The organism is Rhodococcus qingshengii JCM 15477, assembly GCF_023221595.1.
Classification (GTDB): domain Bacteria; phylum Actinomycetota; class Actinomycetes; order Mycobacteriales; family Mycobacteriaceae; genus Rhodococcus_F; species Rhodococcus_F qingshengii.
Genome location: NZ_CP096568.1, coordinates 231,860 through 245,327 on the forward strand (window position 1 = coordinate 231,860; position 13,468 = coordinate 245,327).

Consider the following 13,468-nt stretch of genomic DNA (forward strand, 5'->3'; position numbering starts at 1 on the left):
GCGCACCTACGGACCCGAACTTCCCTCTTGCGAAATAATTCGGCTGGCATCCGCGCGATACTATGGCTCTTCGACTTTTGTTCAGGCAACAGTATGAAAACTGATCTGCGGGGACCCGTTGTATGTGGGTGACGTAAGCGTAACCGCCGAGCCGAATTCTCGCGATAACGAACTCGCGTGCCGCGCATTTCGCGGTTCTTGACCAAACCTGTTGTATCCCTGTCCGCGCACGAACCCGTTGATCTCCTGCCCAACCACTTATCCACCGTGGTCGCCAACGTCCACACTTCGAGAATGTTCACCCGGCGCACACCACACACCGCGTTCTGGTTAAGTTCTTGTGTGACAACGCTCCCACCCGTTCAGCAGCCATTCGTGGTTGGCCGGACTCGGGAGTGGCCTTGCCGCCGGCCTGGGTACGCAAGTCACCACAAATGAACGAGTACTTCCATTGCTATATCTGCACGGCCCGACCACCAACGACTTCGGACCGGCCCGAGCAGTTCCTCGGATCCGGCGCCGGTCTGTCGGCGGCCTCGATCACCCGGTTGACGACGCAGCGGCAGACGGGGCGAAGGCCTTCCAAGAACGCGACCTCTTCGGCGCCGGGGCGACCGAGCCTGCAAGCGCCGGATAGGAGCTGCTTGAAAACTCACTCCACAGGAATTGACAACATCTCCTTCCGTCTTGCTCGGCTAGACATCGCCGTAAGTCGAGACCACGCTCAAGGTATCGTCGCCAATAACTCCACTATTGATCACGGCATCACACGTCGAGACGAACACGACTCCTGATCAGTGACGGATACCCCGGAGCCGGCAACACGTGTAGTCGAAGCCGAATCGATCCGACACTGATCGAACGAGCAACACTCAATCACCGTCGCCCCGGGACATAGCACGCAGAGTTTTCTCATAGGTGGCACATACACCCTCCCAGGTGTAGGCAGCACCCTGACGCTGCAACACTTTCGCCCGCAGATTCGCCTGGAGCGCCTTGTCGGAAAGCACTATCTCCAATTGTCTTGCAATGGCTGAAGACTCGGGCTCGACGAATAGTCCAGCCTCCCCGAGCACCTCACGGTTGAACGCCGTGTCTCGCGCCACTACTGGCGCACCGCAGGCCATCGCCTGAACTAACGCGGGGTTGGTCCCACCGACGCTGTGCCCATGGAAGTACACCCCCGCGTGTTCGAACAACGAAAATAGAAACTTATCGTCATTGATATGACCGAGCCAGTGGATCCGATCAGACCTGGCTGAGAGTGACTCAGCTCGATTGTCGAATTCGCCGCCATATCCGGACGAGCCCACAATGACCACAGTCCAACGATGACTTAGTAATTCCGCAGCAGCAAAGAACTCCTCGATGGAATTCTCCGGAACAAATCTCGCAACCATCAGTGCATACGACCCTGATTCGAGTTCATTGCGCGGAGCTGACTTCTCGGGGATTGTACCGCCGTAGGGAATGAACACTCCGTCTCGTTTGAATTCTGCCTGCCATCTCTCCCCGAGCGCTTGAGAATCGTATACTAATTGATCGCCGAAACGTGCGGTCAATGAAGCACCTGCACGGAATACCGCCTTGGCCTGCCTGCTCCATTTCGCCCGTTCCCATTCGATACCGTCGACATTCACCAAAGTTGGAATGCGGCGTGCCTTGAGCAAGGGTAGCCAATATCCGTTTGCCACGTTCATTACGAAAGCTACATCTGGGCGCTTCCACGCGGCATGCGCTACCGAACTTAGTCCGTAAGACAGGGTGCTCAATGTCCTGGTCTCGATACCGACCGTTGTGACGGATCGCACCCGCGGATCATGCTCACTCCCAGTCAGATCCGTTGTCCCGTCACGTCCGTAGACGGTCACGTCCCAACCACAGTCGGCCAGATAGGGAGAAAGACGCCGAACCAGCGTTTCAAAACCGCCATAATAGCTCGGATAGCCTCTGCTGCCGATAATCGCCACTGACCTGGTCATCCAATTTCCTCTTGATTCCTGAGTATGCGCTCGCGCATGAATTGGCATAGTCGATTGCTCCTGGATTCGCACGAAAATGCAGATAGCGTGAAATTCCTGATCGCAATTGCATCCGGAACCGAGCCTGCAACTCGCTTGCGAAGACATGATTCAAGCCCTGAGATGTTGCCGGCCGAGCGCCTGCGTGGTCCCTAGCCCCGTCCAGGCACCAGCCCACAGGCCCTTGTGTTACGACATGACTTCCCTCCGCGGGATCTACCCGCCCCGCAGAACCGAGTTCGGGCTTGCCCAGTCCGAAACCAGGCCCTGCACTTCACTCACCGTGTACTTCACTACTCAACTAGCTGATTGATTGCACCGATGGACGCTACGTCGTTCCAATTGAAAAAACCAGCGCGAAAATTGTCCGATTTGGAGGTTTAAGATCCGAAAGTGCAGTACTGCCGTGCAGAACCAACCGTCACAACTGCTAGAAATAACCACTACCAGCGAATTCATAGGAAACTCGCGCGCAATCCGCACAGCGATCACTTGGCTAAGAACCCTGATTTGACCATGAAGTGAAAATGTGACTTTCGTCCCTCTTGTGAGAAAATGACGTTTCAGTGCCAACCCCGCTGAGCCGCGACGCCCCTGACACATTGCCTACTGGTGAGTAAAGATATCCCGATAAGGATCTCCATTCCGGACTACACCGAAGGTCACCCTCCACCGAGCACACCGCAAAGTCTTGCGTATGAACTACCGTGCGGCCGAGGCCAGTCTCTCGAAGGGCGTTTCAGCAGTTGCTACCAGTACGCTGTCGAGCCGGGTTGATGATATGTAAGCCCACCCTCAATCACATTGGCACCCCAGACACCCGAAAATTTGCCCAGACTGCCCGTGCCACAGCCTGACTCAGTGAATGCGCGACTCGATAGAAATAGGCAACATCCCGCGCTCAGTTAAGAACAAAACCACTGACGCTTCACGGACGGGCACGTCCGGCTGCACTCTCTCCTCGACTGCCATACTTATTCGACCCACCGTCAACCTTCCACGCGAACTCCGCGATCTGCGCCACCGGATTCATCACCAAAGGGATCGACGGCGTCCCACTCGACAAACACGGAGTCGTACCAGGCAACCGCGGACAGGTGATCTCCTACGAGACCGGAGAACCGATCGAAGGACTGTACGTCCACCTTCACGGACGTGGACGTAGACGTAGAAGAACTCGAAGCGATGCGCCGACGGTACGGGTTCACTCTCCGATGAACATCGGTAATCAAGGGATTCTATACGCCGAGCGTGTTATGTGGACAGCGTCGAAATCGGCCATACTCGTTTCACACCCCGCAAACCCCACCCTGACGCATAGCGCGAGAATGCAGACAATAAACTGGCTGAACAACTCGACACCAGGAGCAGCCAGCATGACCGACCTAAGTCCCCTCGGACGTGCCCACCTCCTAAAGAATGCGCAGATCTACGGAGATGACGTGCTGGTAGACCTCCTCGATGCACTGGAAGCCGCACTCAAAGAACGGGACATGTTGTTAGATTTTGTTAACCGATCAGTGACTGAACCTGTCCCCAAACCGGCCCCCTGCGCGTCAGTCTGAGTTGAATCCAGCGGTTAATAGCAACCCCGTGTCTGATGCAGGCCTCGAATTTTTCACGGTCAGGGACGGCCTCGTATCGTTTTACGGCAGGTGACGGACCCAGATCAGGCGCTCTGGTCTTGGGAGGGACCGCATTTCGTAGTCAAGACATGGCTCGCACCGCTGGTCCGGCGCCGGTTCCACAGGGACTACCACGCTGAGGTGTCTTCCGCGGCCTTGTTGACGCGAGAAGACAGAACAAACACAGGGAACAGAATTGTGGCGATCATGGCTGCCCAACGCTGAACATGGCGCGTCGACATCTGCGGTGAGCATGGCGTCGATCACGGCTTTGAACGGATCGAGTTTCGGGGAGCAGCGCACCGGAAGCTGGTGTTCGGTGGCGCCTACGCCCGGGCAGCTCTCGATCTCGGCCTGACCATTCCCGGCGATGTTTTGATTTCACAAGACCGCGACGAACCCGCCCTGCTGACATCGGGTCCTGCGTGGCTTTCGCCGGCGCAGCACCCACAGGTTCACTCGATTCCTCCGACGGCCCCGCACTCACGTGCCCTGCGACCTCCACCGAGTCCACGGCCAACGGCTGGGGCATCCCGTTCGCCGACGAAAAGAGCCACGTAATTCCGGGAGTCACAGGGCTATGCGAGGGTCTCGACTACCGATCAGACGCTCGATGCGCAGAGCGACGCCCTGAGCGCTGCCGGTTGTTTCAAGGTCTGGACCGAAACCGCGTCCGGTGCAACCACCACCCGCCCGCAACTAACCGACCTTCTTTCTCATCTTCGCGACGGGGACACCTTGGTGGTGTGGCGCCTGGACCGGTTGGGTCGCTCACTCCCACATCTGCTGCAGACAGTGAAGATCTCGCCACCCGCGGTGTCTGTCAATGGCCACGAAGTTCTCCCCGTAGGCGGCCAGTAGTTCTCCCCGCTGGTGGCCACGGGTTCTCCCCGGTGGCGGCCAGTTGTTTTTCCCCACCCGCTTTCTGATTTGGGTTAGCTGAAGGGCTTCACCCCCTTGCCGGTGGTGGCTTCGGTGAGGCGGAAGGAGTCGCCGTCGGTGACGACGACGTGCGCATGGTGCAGGAGCCGGTCAACGGTGGCGGTGGCCAATGTTTTGGGCATGATCTCGTCGAAGCCGGAGGGGTGCAGGTTGCTCGAGACGGCAATCGCTCGGCGTTCGTAGGCAGCGTCGACGAGGCGATAGAATCCTTCGGCGGCGTCTTCAGAGACCGGGAGCAGACCGATGTCGTCGACGATGATCAGGTCGGAGCGGATGATCCTCGTCAGGGCTCGGGCGATGGAGTCGTCGGCACGGTGCCGGCGGACCAGGGCACCGAGGTCTTCGATGGTGAACCAAGACACCGCCAGCCCAGCTTCGACTGCGGCCTGCCCGAGTGCCTCGGTGAAGTGAGACTTGCCAGTTCCCGAAGGCCCACAGACGCAGAAACATTCACGCCGCCCGACCCACTCCAGGGTGCGGAGCGCGTCCTGGGTGGCGCGGGGAATCGACGATTTCGTTTCGTCCCAGTCGCCGAAGGTCTTGCCGGTAGGGAAACCCGCGCGTTTGCGGCGAGTGTGCAGGTTCGCCCGGTCCCGGCCGGCGGCTTCCTCAGCGAGGAGAACCCGCACGACTTCGGCGGGGTCCCAGCGTTGGGCTTTCGCGGTCGGGATGATATCGCTCAAGGACCTGCGGATATGGGGCAGTTTCAGGCGTTTAGTCAGGTCGATCGCCTCGGCCAACGGGTCGCCGTTAGCGCTGGTAACAGTGCGCAAAGGGGTGCTCATCAGGCGTCATCGCTTTCATCGTCAGTAGTGGCTGGGCTGGCCGGCGCTGGTGTCTGGCCGAAGGTGGACCAGGCGGCGGTGCCCGGTTGCAGAGTGTGGTTCTCGCTGCGACGGACCGGATCAGCGTGTTCGTGGGTGACTTGGTAGTCGAGGATCGAGATCAGGTCCCGATCGGCGAACCGGCCGGTCATCGCCGCCGTCCCCAACGCTCTGTCGACTGCGTCCGGGGAGTGCAGCTTCGAAAGGTCCACGGCCTCGGCCATCTTCGCCCTGATGCGGCGCGCTCCCGCGGCGGCAGCCTCGACCAGCCAGCTGTTGGCACCCTGGCCCAACTGTAGGAAGGCGAGCTCGGCGGCGGTACGAGGCTTGGGCACCCGGTCGGCGGCGTCGCGGTCTGGGCGGGGTGGGTAGTGGTCGTTGTCGAGGACCGGTGAACCGGGTTGGCCGCGGCGGTGCCGCGCGACTTCGACTGCACCGCCATCATTGTCGACGGCGGTCACGATCAGCTCCTCACCATGGAAGCGGGCCCAGACCCGAGTGTCGATCAACGTGTGCGGCACCGAATACCGCACCCCTTCCACCGAGATCGTCGACTCCCAGTTCACCCGCCGGGTAGTGCCGAACACCGCGGTGAACGGAGATTTCGGCAGCGGATGCAGCCGCTGCAACTCTTCGGCCAGCCGCTCGACCGGCCGCCGCCGAGTAGAGCTGTGGACGCGGGTGTTGACGTCGGTGCAGAACTGCCGGCAAGCCGACTCGAGCTCACCGAAAGAGTGATACTGCTCGCGCAGGTTCACCTCCTTCGGCAACAGGTCGGCTTTGGCGATCCGCACCGTCGCCTCACTTCCTCCCTTCGACTCCGGATCAGCAGGTAAACACGTCCGCAGCGTCGTGCCGTAATGCCGTGCCACCTCCACGATCTCCGGATTGCGGACCGCGATCCCGGCCACGTGATCGATCGTCGCGGTCTTCTCGTTGTCGGTGAGGACATAGACCGGAACCCCGCCCAAGCGGCGGAATGTCGCATCCAAACACGCCGCCACCGTCGGCAATGTCTTGTCCCAGATCGGGATCACCACCCGAAATCGCGACCACGCCAACCATGCGCAGAACAACGTCGTCTTCCGGCCGGAAATCGTTGGCCCGTCACCGAAGTCGTACTGTAACCACAGCCCAGGTTCGGTTACCCACGGCCGATACACTCGCCGCCGACCAGCCCGAAACTGGGCCTTCGCCTCCGCGACCGTCCGGCGCGTGGTCCGCTCACCGCCGGTGAACCCCAGCGCGACGATCCGTTCGTGGATGACATCCGCGCGGACCTTGCCCTGCGAGCGGACCACCAACTCCTCGATCTTCGGCAGAAAGTCGTCGATCGCCCGCGCTCGATGCCGCCGGCGGTCCGGCGGCTGCCCCGCAGCGCGCATCTGCACATACCGGGCCACCGTGTGGTGATCACACCCAGCCAGCTCCGCCGCCGCCCGATAACTACCCGTGAGGTCGTACGCCTCCAAAATTTCCATGATCTCCCTGCTCGATTTCATCCACCCAGCGTTGCCGGGACCGAATCTGACTCACAGCAGGTGGGGAACTATCTGGCCGTACGCGGGGAGAAACCATGGCCACAAAATGCGCCATAAATGGCCGCCAGTGGGGAGCTTACGATGGCCGTCGACAGGTGTCGGCTTCAAATCGTTGACCGAATCCATCGACACCACCACCTCCGGCGGAAAACTGATCTTTTCTATCTTCGGCGCCCTCGCAGAATTCGAACGCAACCTCATCCGCGAACGCACTCAGGTCGGCCTCGCCGCCGCCCGAGCGCACGGCCGCACTGGTGGCCGCCCCTCGAAGATGACGCCGACGAAACTCGCACAGGCACAACAGATGCGGGAAAACGGGATGCATCTCACCGACATCGCCGAAATCATCGGCGTCGGACGAACCACCCTCTATCGGCACTTCAAATAGATACGAGCACCTTCAGGCGGATGGATCATCCGCCGTATCGACCCCTCTTGCGATGAACCTCAAAATAGTGAACTCACGATTCCCGGTCATGCACCGTGAATGGGGGGAGCCACAGACTGGACGAATTCCATTGTAAGCGCACGACTGACGGAAGACCGGCCGACGCCGAGTGTCGAGGCGATGGCGTCGAGACTCCTCCCTTGTTCACGCATCGTGCGGGCGAGTTCGGTGCGTTCGGGGGTCATGACGGTGGGCCGGCCGCCGTGTCGGCCTTGGCGGCGAGCAGCTTCGAGGCCGGCGTGGGTGCGTTCGACAATCATGCGGCGTTCCATTTGAGCGAGGGCGGCCATGATGTGGAAGAGGAATTCGCCGCCTGCGATGGTGGTGTCGAATCCTTCGGTGAGGGAACGGAACGCGATGCCGCGTTCGCCGAGGTTATGGACGGTGTCGATGACGTGGCGAACGGATCGTCCGAGGCGATCGAGTTTCCAGACAACGAGGACGTCGCCGTCGTTCTCGCGGAGGTAATTCAGGCATTCGGTGAGCTGGGGGCGCTGCGTTTTGGAGCCGGATTCGTAGTCGGTGAAGATGCGGATCGCGCCGGCTTGTCGGAGTGCATGTTCTTGCAGTTCGGGGTTTTGCTCGAGGGTGGAGACGCGTGCGTATCCGATGATGCTCACAGTCTCGGTCCTTCTTCTCTGCTGCCGTCTTGTGGGATGGTGCGACTGTTCATGAGCTGGTGGTCGACCTCGGGACTCCAGTGGGTGTGAAACTTGGTGGTGTCGAGGTCTGCAAGTTCCCGTCCCGGAACGGCCGGCTTGCGAGTTGGCCGAATCTCGATCGACTGCGGGTAATCTTGAGGTGCTTCGGATTTGATCTGGCTCGCCCAGGTATAGGTCTGTTCGGGCATGGTGTCGTAGTGCTCGATCATGGCCTGCCAGTGCTCGGGGAAGGTCATGGCGCTGCCGCGGGGTGCTGTGGCGATCGAATCCGCGGGAACTTCGGTGACAGGTTTGATCGCGGGGCGCAAGACGTCGGCGAGGATGGTTCCACCGTCGACGTAGGCGAAGTTTCGGGCAGCTTGGACGGCGTCGACGCTGAGCTCACGCCACTCGATCACCCATCCGACGTCGCGTGCGAGCTGGTCGAAGAAAACCCTTTGGGTGCGGGAGTTTCCGTCGACAAACGGATGGACGCTGGTCAGGTCTCCCCAGTGGCCGGCGAGATCCTGGACGAACGCTTCGTGGCTGTGGTGATTGACGTAGACGCCGCTGTTGATGTCGGTGAACACTCGATCGAGTTCGCCGGGGATGGCGGCGGGTGGGTCGTGGAGGATTCCGAGATCGCCTGGTGCGGTGTCGATGGTGCGGATGTCACCGGCCCATTCGTAGAGGTCACCGAGTAGGTGGCGGTGGATCGCTTGCAGGTGCGCGAAGTCGAAGTGCCCATCGATCGGGTTCGCTGCCAGCTCGGCCATTCGGGCAGCAGCGATCGCGCCTTCTACCTCGGCGAGAATCTGAGGGTCTCTGTAGCCGAACCTGTTTCGGAGTACTTGCGTACCCGGGTAGTGGTAAGTATCGGTCACAGTCCGTGCCGCCGGCGTATCGCGGCATGCGCGAGCTCGATCGCCTCGTCTCCCGTCAGGTCCCCGGCGAGTACCGATCGAGCAGCTGTTTCGGCTTCGGCAGTGAAGGGGACTCCGCCCATTTCGAGACCGGCCCGGATGCCTGCTACTTCCCGTTCAATCTCGCCCGCGGTCAGGATGCGGGTGGGTTTACGCGGAATCTCGTCTCGTTTCGTCATGGTCTGCTCCCCTGGTCCTCGTTGTGCGGCTGTACGCGTTTCTGCGGTTTCGGTGCCGCCGACCCTCTATCGGAGCCACCGGAGGCGTGTTAGTCGTTCTGCGTTGAGAGTGATGCTATCGAACCGACCGAAAACGGTCCACTCGCCTCTTTCGGTCGATCTAGTTTCGGTCATGAATTTCGGTCGACGTGTTCCGGCAGATTTCGAGTCGTCAGCATGTGCCCGAATCAAGCATGGAGGCGCGTACTCGGAGCCTCACTGAGGTGCGTGCCATCCACACGCTGATCGTGGGCACTTGACATTCGTTTGTCTTCTGCCGCACTGCTTGCACAGACCTCGAAGGCGATCCAGGAAGACCGTATGCCTGGTTAGCGAACACCAACGAGGTACCGATGTGCTGAAATATCGATAATGCACGCGGGTAGCTGAAATCGGTTCAGCGCTCTCGATAGAGGACGGCTGATGCGATGACAGAGACCGGCATGAAACGGATTGGTGTGGTCGAAGATCACTCCGCGGTAGTACTGGGAGTCCAAGCGATGCTCTCTGGACAGCCCGATTTGGTAATGGCTGCCTCGGCCGCCACGGTCACAGACCTGCTGAATCAGCAGATTCCATTGGATTTCGTTCTGCTCGATCTGAGGTTGGCGGATGGTTCCTCCCCGACTGCGAATGTCGACCGACTGCGGGCGGCAGGACTGGAAGCGTTGGTGTTCACCGGTGCCGAAAACCCGTATCTGGTCAGGTTGGCAGCGAAGGCAGGTGTGCTGGGTATTGTCCGCAAGTCGGCGCCGACCGAGGAGATCATCGAAGCCATCGCCGCTGCCGCCGCCGGCCACTCTGTAGCGACCACCGAATGGGCCGCCGCCATCGACGGCGATCCCGACCTGTCCGACGTCGGGCTCAGCCCACGGCAACAAGACGTCCTCACCTTGTACGCCTCCGGAGAGAAAGCCGATCGCGTAGCGCGGATGACCGGACTCACTCCGAATACGGTCAACGACTACCTCGCACGTATCCGCATCAAATACGCCGACGCCGGACGACCGGCACGAACGAAAACAGACCTCTACAAGCGCGCCCTTGAAGACGGCTGGCTACCTGTGCCGGAGCATCCGATCCGATGACCCATCAGTCGCTTCGCCCTGACCAGAAGGCCGTACGGACGGAAGACACTGACCGGATCTTGCGAATGTTCGCGCGCTTCACAAGCATCGGATACGTCGCATACCTGGTGATCTTGTGGCCATCGATCACCGAGCTCGCTCCCCGTATGGACCCGTGGTGGACGCCGACCATGGTCGTTGTCGTGTTCGGGTCCGGACTCATCCCCGGCGCGCTGTCGTTTCGAACCGATACGCAGGCGATGCGCGCCTCCGCTGCCTTAGCGGCGACGGTGTTTCTTATCGCGGTGGCCACCTGGCCGGCGGCGTGGAACGGACCGGACCTCCCCGCCAGTGATGGCGTGTGGCTCGCCGCGTTCCCCGGTCTGGCAAGCCTCGCCGCTGTACTTGTCTGGTCGACACCGGTCGCATTCGTTCACCTGGTGATCGGGTGCACGGGTGTACAGCTGATCAACCTCGTAGCCCGCGACGGCGCGCAATCAGGGATGTTGGTCCCGGAGATCGCCTTCGCGATCATGTTCTGCACCTTGTTCGTCGGCGGCGCCGCGATGGCACTACGCACCGGGCGGGTGCTCGATGCCACCACCGACGAGACATACGCCGCGGCAGCTGACGCCGCCGCCCAACGTGCTCGTATCGTCGAGCGTGAACGTTTCGACGCGCTCATCCATGACAGCGTGCTCTCGACACTTCTGGCTGCCTCACATGGTCAGCCGCATTCTCTTCTCCGCGACCTCTCCGAAACAACGCTGGCGGAACTCGACGATCTCCGTATCGGAAGCGAACCAGCACAACCGTTCTCACTCGAACACGCACTTGTCCACCTGAGGACCGCGGCCACCGACGCTGACGCCCAGGCCAGATTCGAGGTCATCGACACCGCTGCCGCGTCGTTGCCGTTCCTGCCTGCCGATTGTGTTCGCGCACTGGGGTCGGCACTGTCGGAGGCCCTGCGCAACTCTCGCCTGCACGCCGGATCCGAAGCTCTACGAACGGTCACAGCGGCAGTGACCGGCACCGGCGTCCGAATCGAGGTCGCTGACAACGGGTCCGGCTTCGTCGCCTCCGACGTCGCACCGCACCGACTCGGCATCACCGTCAGCATTCTCGGCCGCATGCGCGCCGTCCCCGGCGGATCGGCACACGTGGACACCCGCCCCGGCGTCGGCACGACAGTACACCTGGGGTGGGAATCCGAATGACTCACGACGACAACGATGTTCACGATGTTCGAGAGTTGCTCGGTCTGCGCACCATCGCAGCGAAAACCGTGGTCACCGCGTACGTGGCGACGTTCGCTCTGGTCGCCTGGTCCACGAATCCCCCCGGAGGTGGATGGTTCGAGTTCGCAGCCTGGATCGTCGTCAGTATCGGCGCAGTGGGCCTCATCGGGGTTCCGGGCGATCCGCTTGCGGCTCCGGCCGCCGCATACCTGACGCTGTCCGGGCCGATCGCGGTCAATCTGATCTTTGTCGTCGTCCCCGTCCCGATCGACGGGCTCCTGCAGTTGTGGCCACTGGCCGCATCGACGGCGATCTACACCTACATGTGTGTCCGAGGCCGCACCGTGTGGGCGTGGATAGGTATGGCTGCCGTCCTGGCCAGCTGCATGCTCTGGGCAGCGCGGACCGGTCAAAGCGCCGCCTACGGGCTGTCGATGTCCGCGATCAACCTCGCACCGCTATTGATGGCGACCTTCTTCGCCTGGACCATCCGGCCCGCCGCACGCGAGATCTTCGCCCTCCGCCAGGAGACGACGCTGCGCATCGCCGCCGAAGCAGCCGACACCGCTGTCCTCGACGAACGCGACGCCCAACTCACACGCCTGGACGACCTCGCCCGACCCCTCCTCGAACGCATCACCGACGCCGACCCACTGACCGGCCAGGAACGCCTCGACTGCCAACTCCTCGAAGCTCACCTCCGGGACACGTTACGAGCCCCGACTCTGGCCGTCCCACACATCGCCGCCGAAGCGCGTTCTGCCCGCACACGCGGCGTCGAGGTCGTCCTGCTCGACGACCACGCCCTCGACACCGCACCCGACGAAATACGCGACCGCGTCATCACCGCCGCCGTGGACGCACTCACCCGGGCACGATCCGGGACACTCACGATCCGGATCCTCCCACCCGGCCGAGACGTCCTCGCCACCATCGTCCACAGCACCCGCGACGACATCGTCCGACTCGAATACGACCCGGACGGTCAACCGCTCGCCCCACGTATCTGATCAGGTCGGCTTGCTTATAGTGGCTGTGCCACCATTTTTGGGGTCTGTGCGCCATCGATCCATTCGACTACTTTTGACCCGTTCCAGGTGGATCGACTGGTCGGTTTCAGCTGGTACGCACGCGCTGCACACTTCACCTGAACTCCGCCACATCGCTATGCCACCACATCCATATCAACAACCGCGCTTAGAAAAGCGCACCATGGAAAGGGAAGTGTCATGACACTGCGTACCAAGATCGGCCTCGCAGTAAGCGGCGCACTCGCAGCCGGACTGCTCCTCGCCCCGGTTACTGCACACGCCGACCCAACACCGCATTACACCGTGGCCGGCAACTCCCCCCTCCTGACCGCGACCGTCACCGGACACGAAGCGACCATCACTGCCACAGCTACCGGCGGTGCGATGTGCTCGACTCCGATCGTCACGCGCGGCACCGTTGATGCTGCTGCGCTGCAGGAGACTCTCGACCAATTCGCTACCAACCCCGGCAGCGCCCCGAGCCTTCCCGGTATCAGTGACCTCTCCAACGTGGTGTACCCGACCGTTGTCACCACCACCCCACCGACATTCGACCCCCCGCTCGCTTCCTTCACCACGGCCACCAGCCCATACACCGTCGCGCTGCCGAGCTTGACCGACGACACATACTCCGTGCTCACCGGCTGCGTCGACCCAGCTGAACCCTACGAATTCGTCTACCACCTCCGCAGCTTCCAAATCGGTGCTACCGTTCCCAACCCTGACGACGACAACGACAGTGGTGGTGAGGGGAGCAGTGGAAGCGCTGGCGGCGCAGGAAGTCTCGGCAATATGTTCGGCAGCTGACCTATACCTGTAATCCACCCGGATTCCGGTTTACCGGTCCCACGCACGCAACTTCCGATACACAACATGTCGGTGGTGTCGTCGCTCAATCAGACTTTCCCCCGAGCGAATACGCTGCCAACTCTCATTCCCGAGGAGA

At 61.4% G+C, this 13,468-nt stretch carries 11 protein-coding genes and 3 pseudogenes; 8 read left to right on the forward strand and 6 right to left on the reverse strand.

What is annotated here, in order from left to right:
• Positions 1-398: 398 nt before the first annotated feature.
• Positions 399-604 (forward strand): annotated as a pseudogene (locus M0639_RS34665) (IS256 family transposase); the annotation flags it as partial.
• 268 nt (positions 605-872) lie between these two features.
• Here M0639_RS34665 and M0639_RS34670 read toward each other — a convergent pair.
• Positions 873-1,982, reverse strand: a complete 1,110-nt coding sequence (locus M0639_RS34670; protein WP_064074552.1) for a glycosyltransferase — start codon at positions 1,980-1,982, stop codon at positions 873-875.
• A 1,031-nt stretch (positions 1,983-3,013) separates the two neighbouring features.
• On the opposite strand from M0639_RS34670, the pseudogene M0639_RS34675 reads away from it, so the two are divergent.
• Positions 3,014-3,163: pseudogene (locus M0639_RS34675) on the forward strand (ferredoxin); the annotation flags it as partial.
• Between the two features lie 1,059 nt (positions 3,164-4,222).
• Positions 4,223-4,444, forward strand: a pseudogene (locus M0639_RS34680) (recombinase family protein); the annotation flags it as partial.
• A 137-nt stretch (positions 4,445-4,581) separates the two neighbouring features.
• Here M0639_RS34680 and istB read toward each other — a convergent pair.
• The gene (istB, locus tag M0639_RS34685) at positions 4,582-5,373 is read right to left on the reverse strand and encodes an IS21-like element IS1415 family helper ATPase IstB (RefSeq protein WP_003944771.1); all 792 of its coding nucleotides are present in this window, start codon (positions 5,371-5,373) and stop codon (positions 4,582-4,584) included.
• Positions 5,373-6,914 carry an IS21-like element IS1415 family transposase gene (gene istA, locus M0639_RS34690; RefSeq protein ID WP_030538069.1) on the reverse strand — a complete coding sequence of 514 codons (1,542 nt, stop codon included), beginning with the start codon at positions 6,912-6,914 and terminating at the stop codon, positions 5,373-5,375. Before istA ends, istB begins: the two co-directional genes overlap by 1 nt.
• Before the next feature lie 151 nt (positions 6,915-7,065).
• Between istA and M0639_RS34695 the strand changes: the two genes are divergently transcribed.
• Positions 7,066-7,341 carry a recombinase family protein gene (locus M0639_RS34695; RefSeq protein WP_428481026.1) on the forward strand — a complete coding sequence of 92 codons (276 nt, stop codon included), beginning with the start codon at positions 7,066-7,068 and terminating at the stop codon, positions 7,339-7,341.
• 86 nt (positions 7,342-7,427) lie between these two features.
• Here M0639_RS34695 and M0639_RS34700 read toward each other — a convergent pair whose 3' ends face one another.
• The 3 genes from M0639_RS34700 to M0639_RS34710 are packed head-to-tail and all read right to left on the reverse strand — an operon-like array spanning position 7,428 to position 9,144.
• Positions 7,428-8,021 (reverse strand): recombinase family protein, encoded by a 594-nt coding sequence (locus tag M0639_RS34700; RefSeq protein ID WP_064075515.1) that lies wholly within the window; start codon positions 8,019-8,021, stop codon positions 7,428-7,430.
• Complete coding sequence (locus M0639_RS34705) at positions 8,018-8,926, reverse strand: Fic/DOC family protein (protein WP_064075516.1); 909 nt, start codon at positions 8,924-8,926, stop codon at positions 8,018-8,020. Before M0639_RS34705 ends, M0639_RS34700 begins: the two co-directional genes overlap by 4 nt.
• The gene (locus tag M0639_RS34710; protein WP_064075517.1) at positions 8,923-9,144 is read right to left on the reverse strand and encodes a hypothetical protein; all 222 of its coding nucleotides are present in this window, start codon (positions 9,142-9,144) and stop codon (positions 8,923-8,925) included. Before M0639_RS34710 ends, M0639_RS34705 begins: the two co-directional genes overlap by 4 nt.
• Positions 9,145-9,611: 467 nt before the next feature.
• Between M0639_RS34710 and M0639_RS34715 the strand changes: the two genes are divergently transcribed.
• From M0639_RS34715 to M0639_RS34730, 4 genes are all read left to right on the forward strand, one after another.
• A complete protein-coding gene (locus M0639_RS34715; RefSeq protein ID WP_064075518.1) occupies positions 9,612-10,271 on the forward strand; it encodes a response regulator transcription factor in 660 nt (219 codons plus the stop codon).
• Positions 10,268-11,470 (forward strand): sensor histidine kinase, encoded by a 1,203-nt coding sequence (locus M0639_RS34720; RefSeq protein WP_082893312.1) that lies wholly within the window; start codon positions 10,268-10,270, stop codon positions 11,468-11,470. Before M0639_RS34715 ends, M0639_RS34720 begins: the two co-directional genes overlap by 4 nt.
• Positions 11,467-12,501 (forward strand): hypothetical protein, encoded by a 1,035-nt coding sequence (locus tag M0639_RS34725; protein ID WP_064075519.1) that lies wholly within the window; start codon positions 11,467-11,469, stop codon positions 12,499-12,501. Before M0639_RS34720 ends, M0639_RS34725 begins: the two co-directional genes overlap by 4 nt.
• A gap of 219 nt (positions 12,502-12,720) precedes the next feature.
• Entirely contained in the window at positions 12,721-13,329 is a 609-nt protein-coding gene (locus M0639_RS34730; RefSeq protein WP_064075520.1) for a hypothetical protein, read from the forward strand.
• Positions 13,330-13,468 lie beyond the last annotated feature (139 nt).

Bases quoted from the DNA above. Each gene is read 5' to 3' on its own strand.
- M0639_RS34725 (WP_064075519.1), top strand. From the start codon at position 11,467: ATGACTCACGACGACAACGATGTTCACGATGTTCGAGAGTTGCTCGGT.
- istA (WP_030538069.1), bottom strand. From the start codon at position 6,914: ATGAAATCGAGCAGGGAGATCATGGAAATTTTGGAGGCGTACGACCTC.
- istB (WP_003944771.1), bottom strand. From the start codon at position 5,373: ATGAGCACCCCTTTGCGCACTGTTACCAGCGCTAACGGCGACCCGTTG.
- M0639_RS34710 (WP_064075517.1), bottom strand. From the start codon at position 9,144: ATGACGAAACGAGACGAGATTCCGCGTAAACCCACCCGCATCCTGACC.
- M0639_RS34670 (WP_064074552.1), bottom strand. From the start codon at position 1,982: ATGACCAGGTCAGTGGCGATTATCGGCAGCAGAGGCTATCCGAGCTAT.
- M0639_RS34715 (WP_064075518.1), top strand. From the start codon at position 9,612: ATGACAGAGACCGGCATGAAACGGATTGGTGTGGTCGAAGATCACTCC.
- M0639_RS34730 (WP_064075520.1), top strand. From the start codon at position 12,721: ATGACACTGCGTACCAAGATCGGCCTCGCAGTAAGCGGCGCACTCGCA.
- M0639_RS34720 (WP_082893312.1), top strand. From the start codon at position 10,268: ATGACCCATCAGTCGCTTCGCCCTGACCAGAAGGCCGTACGGACGGAA.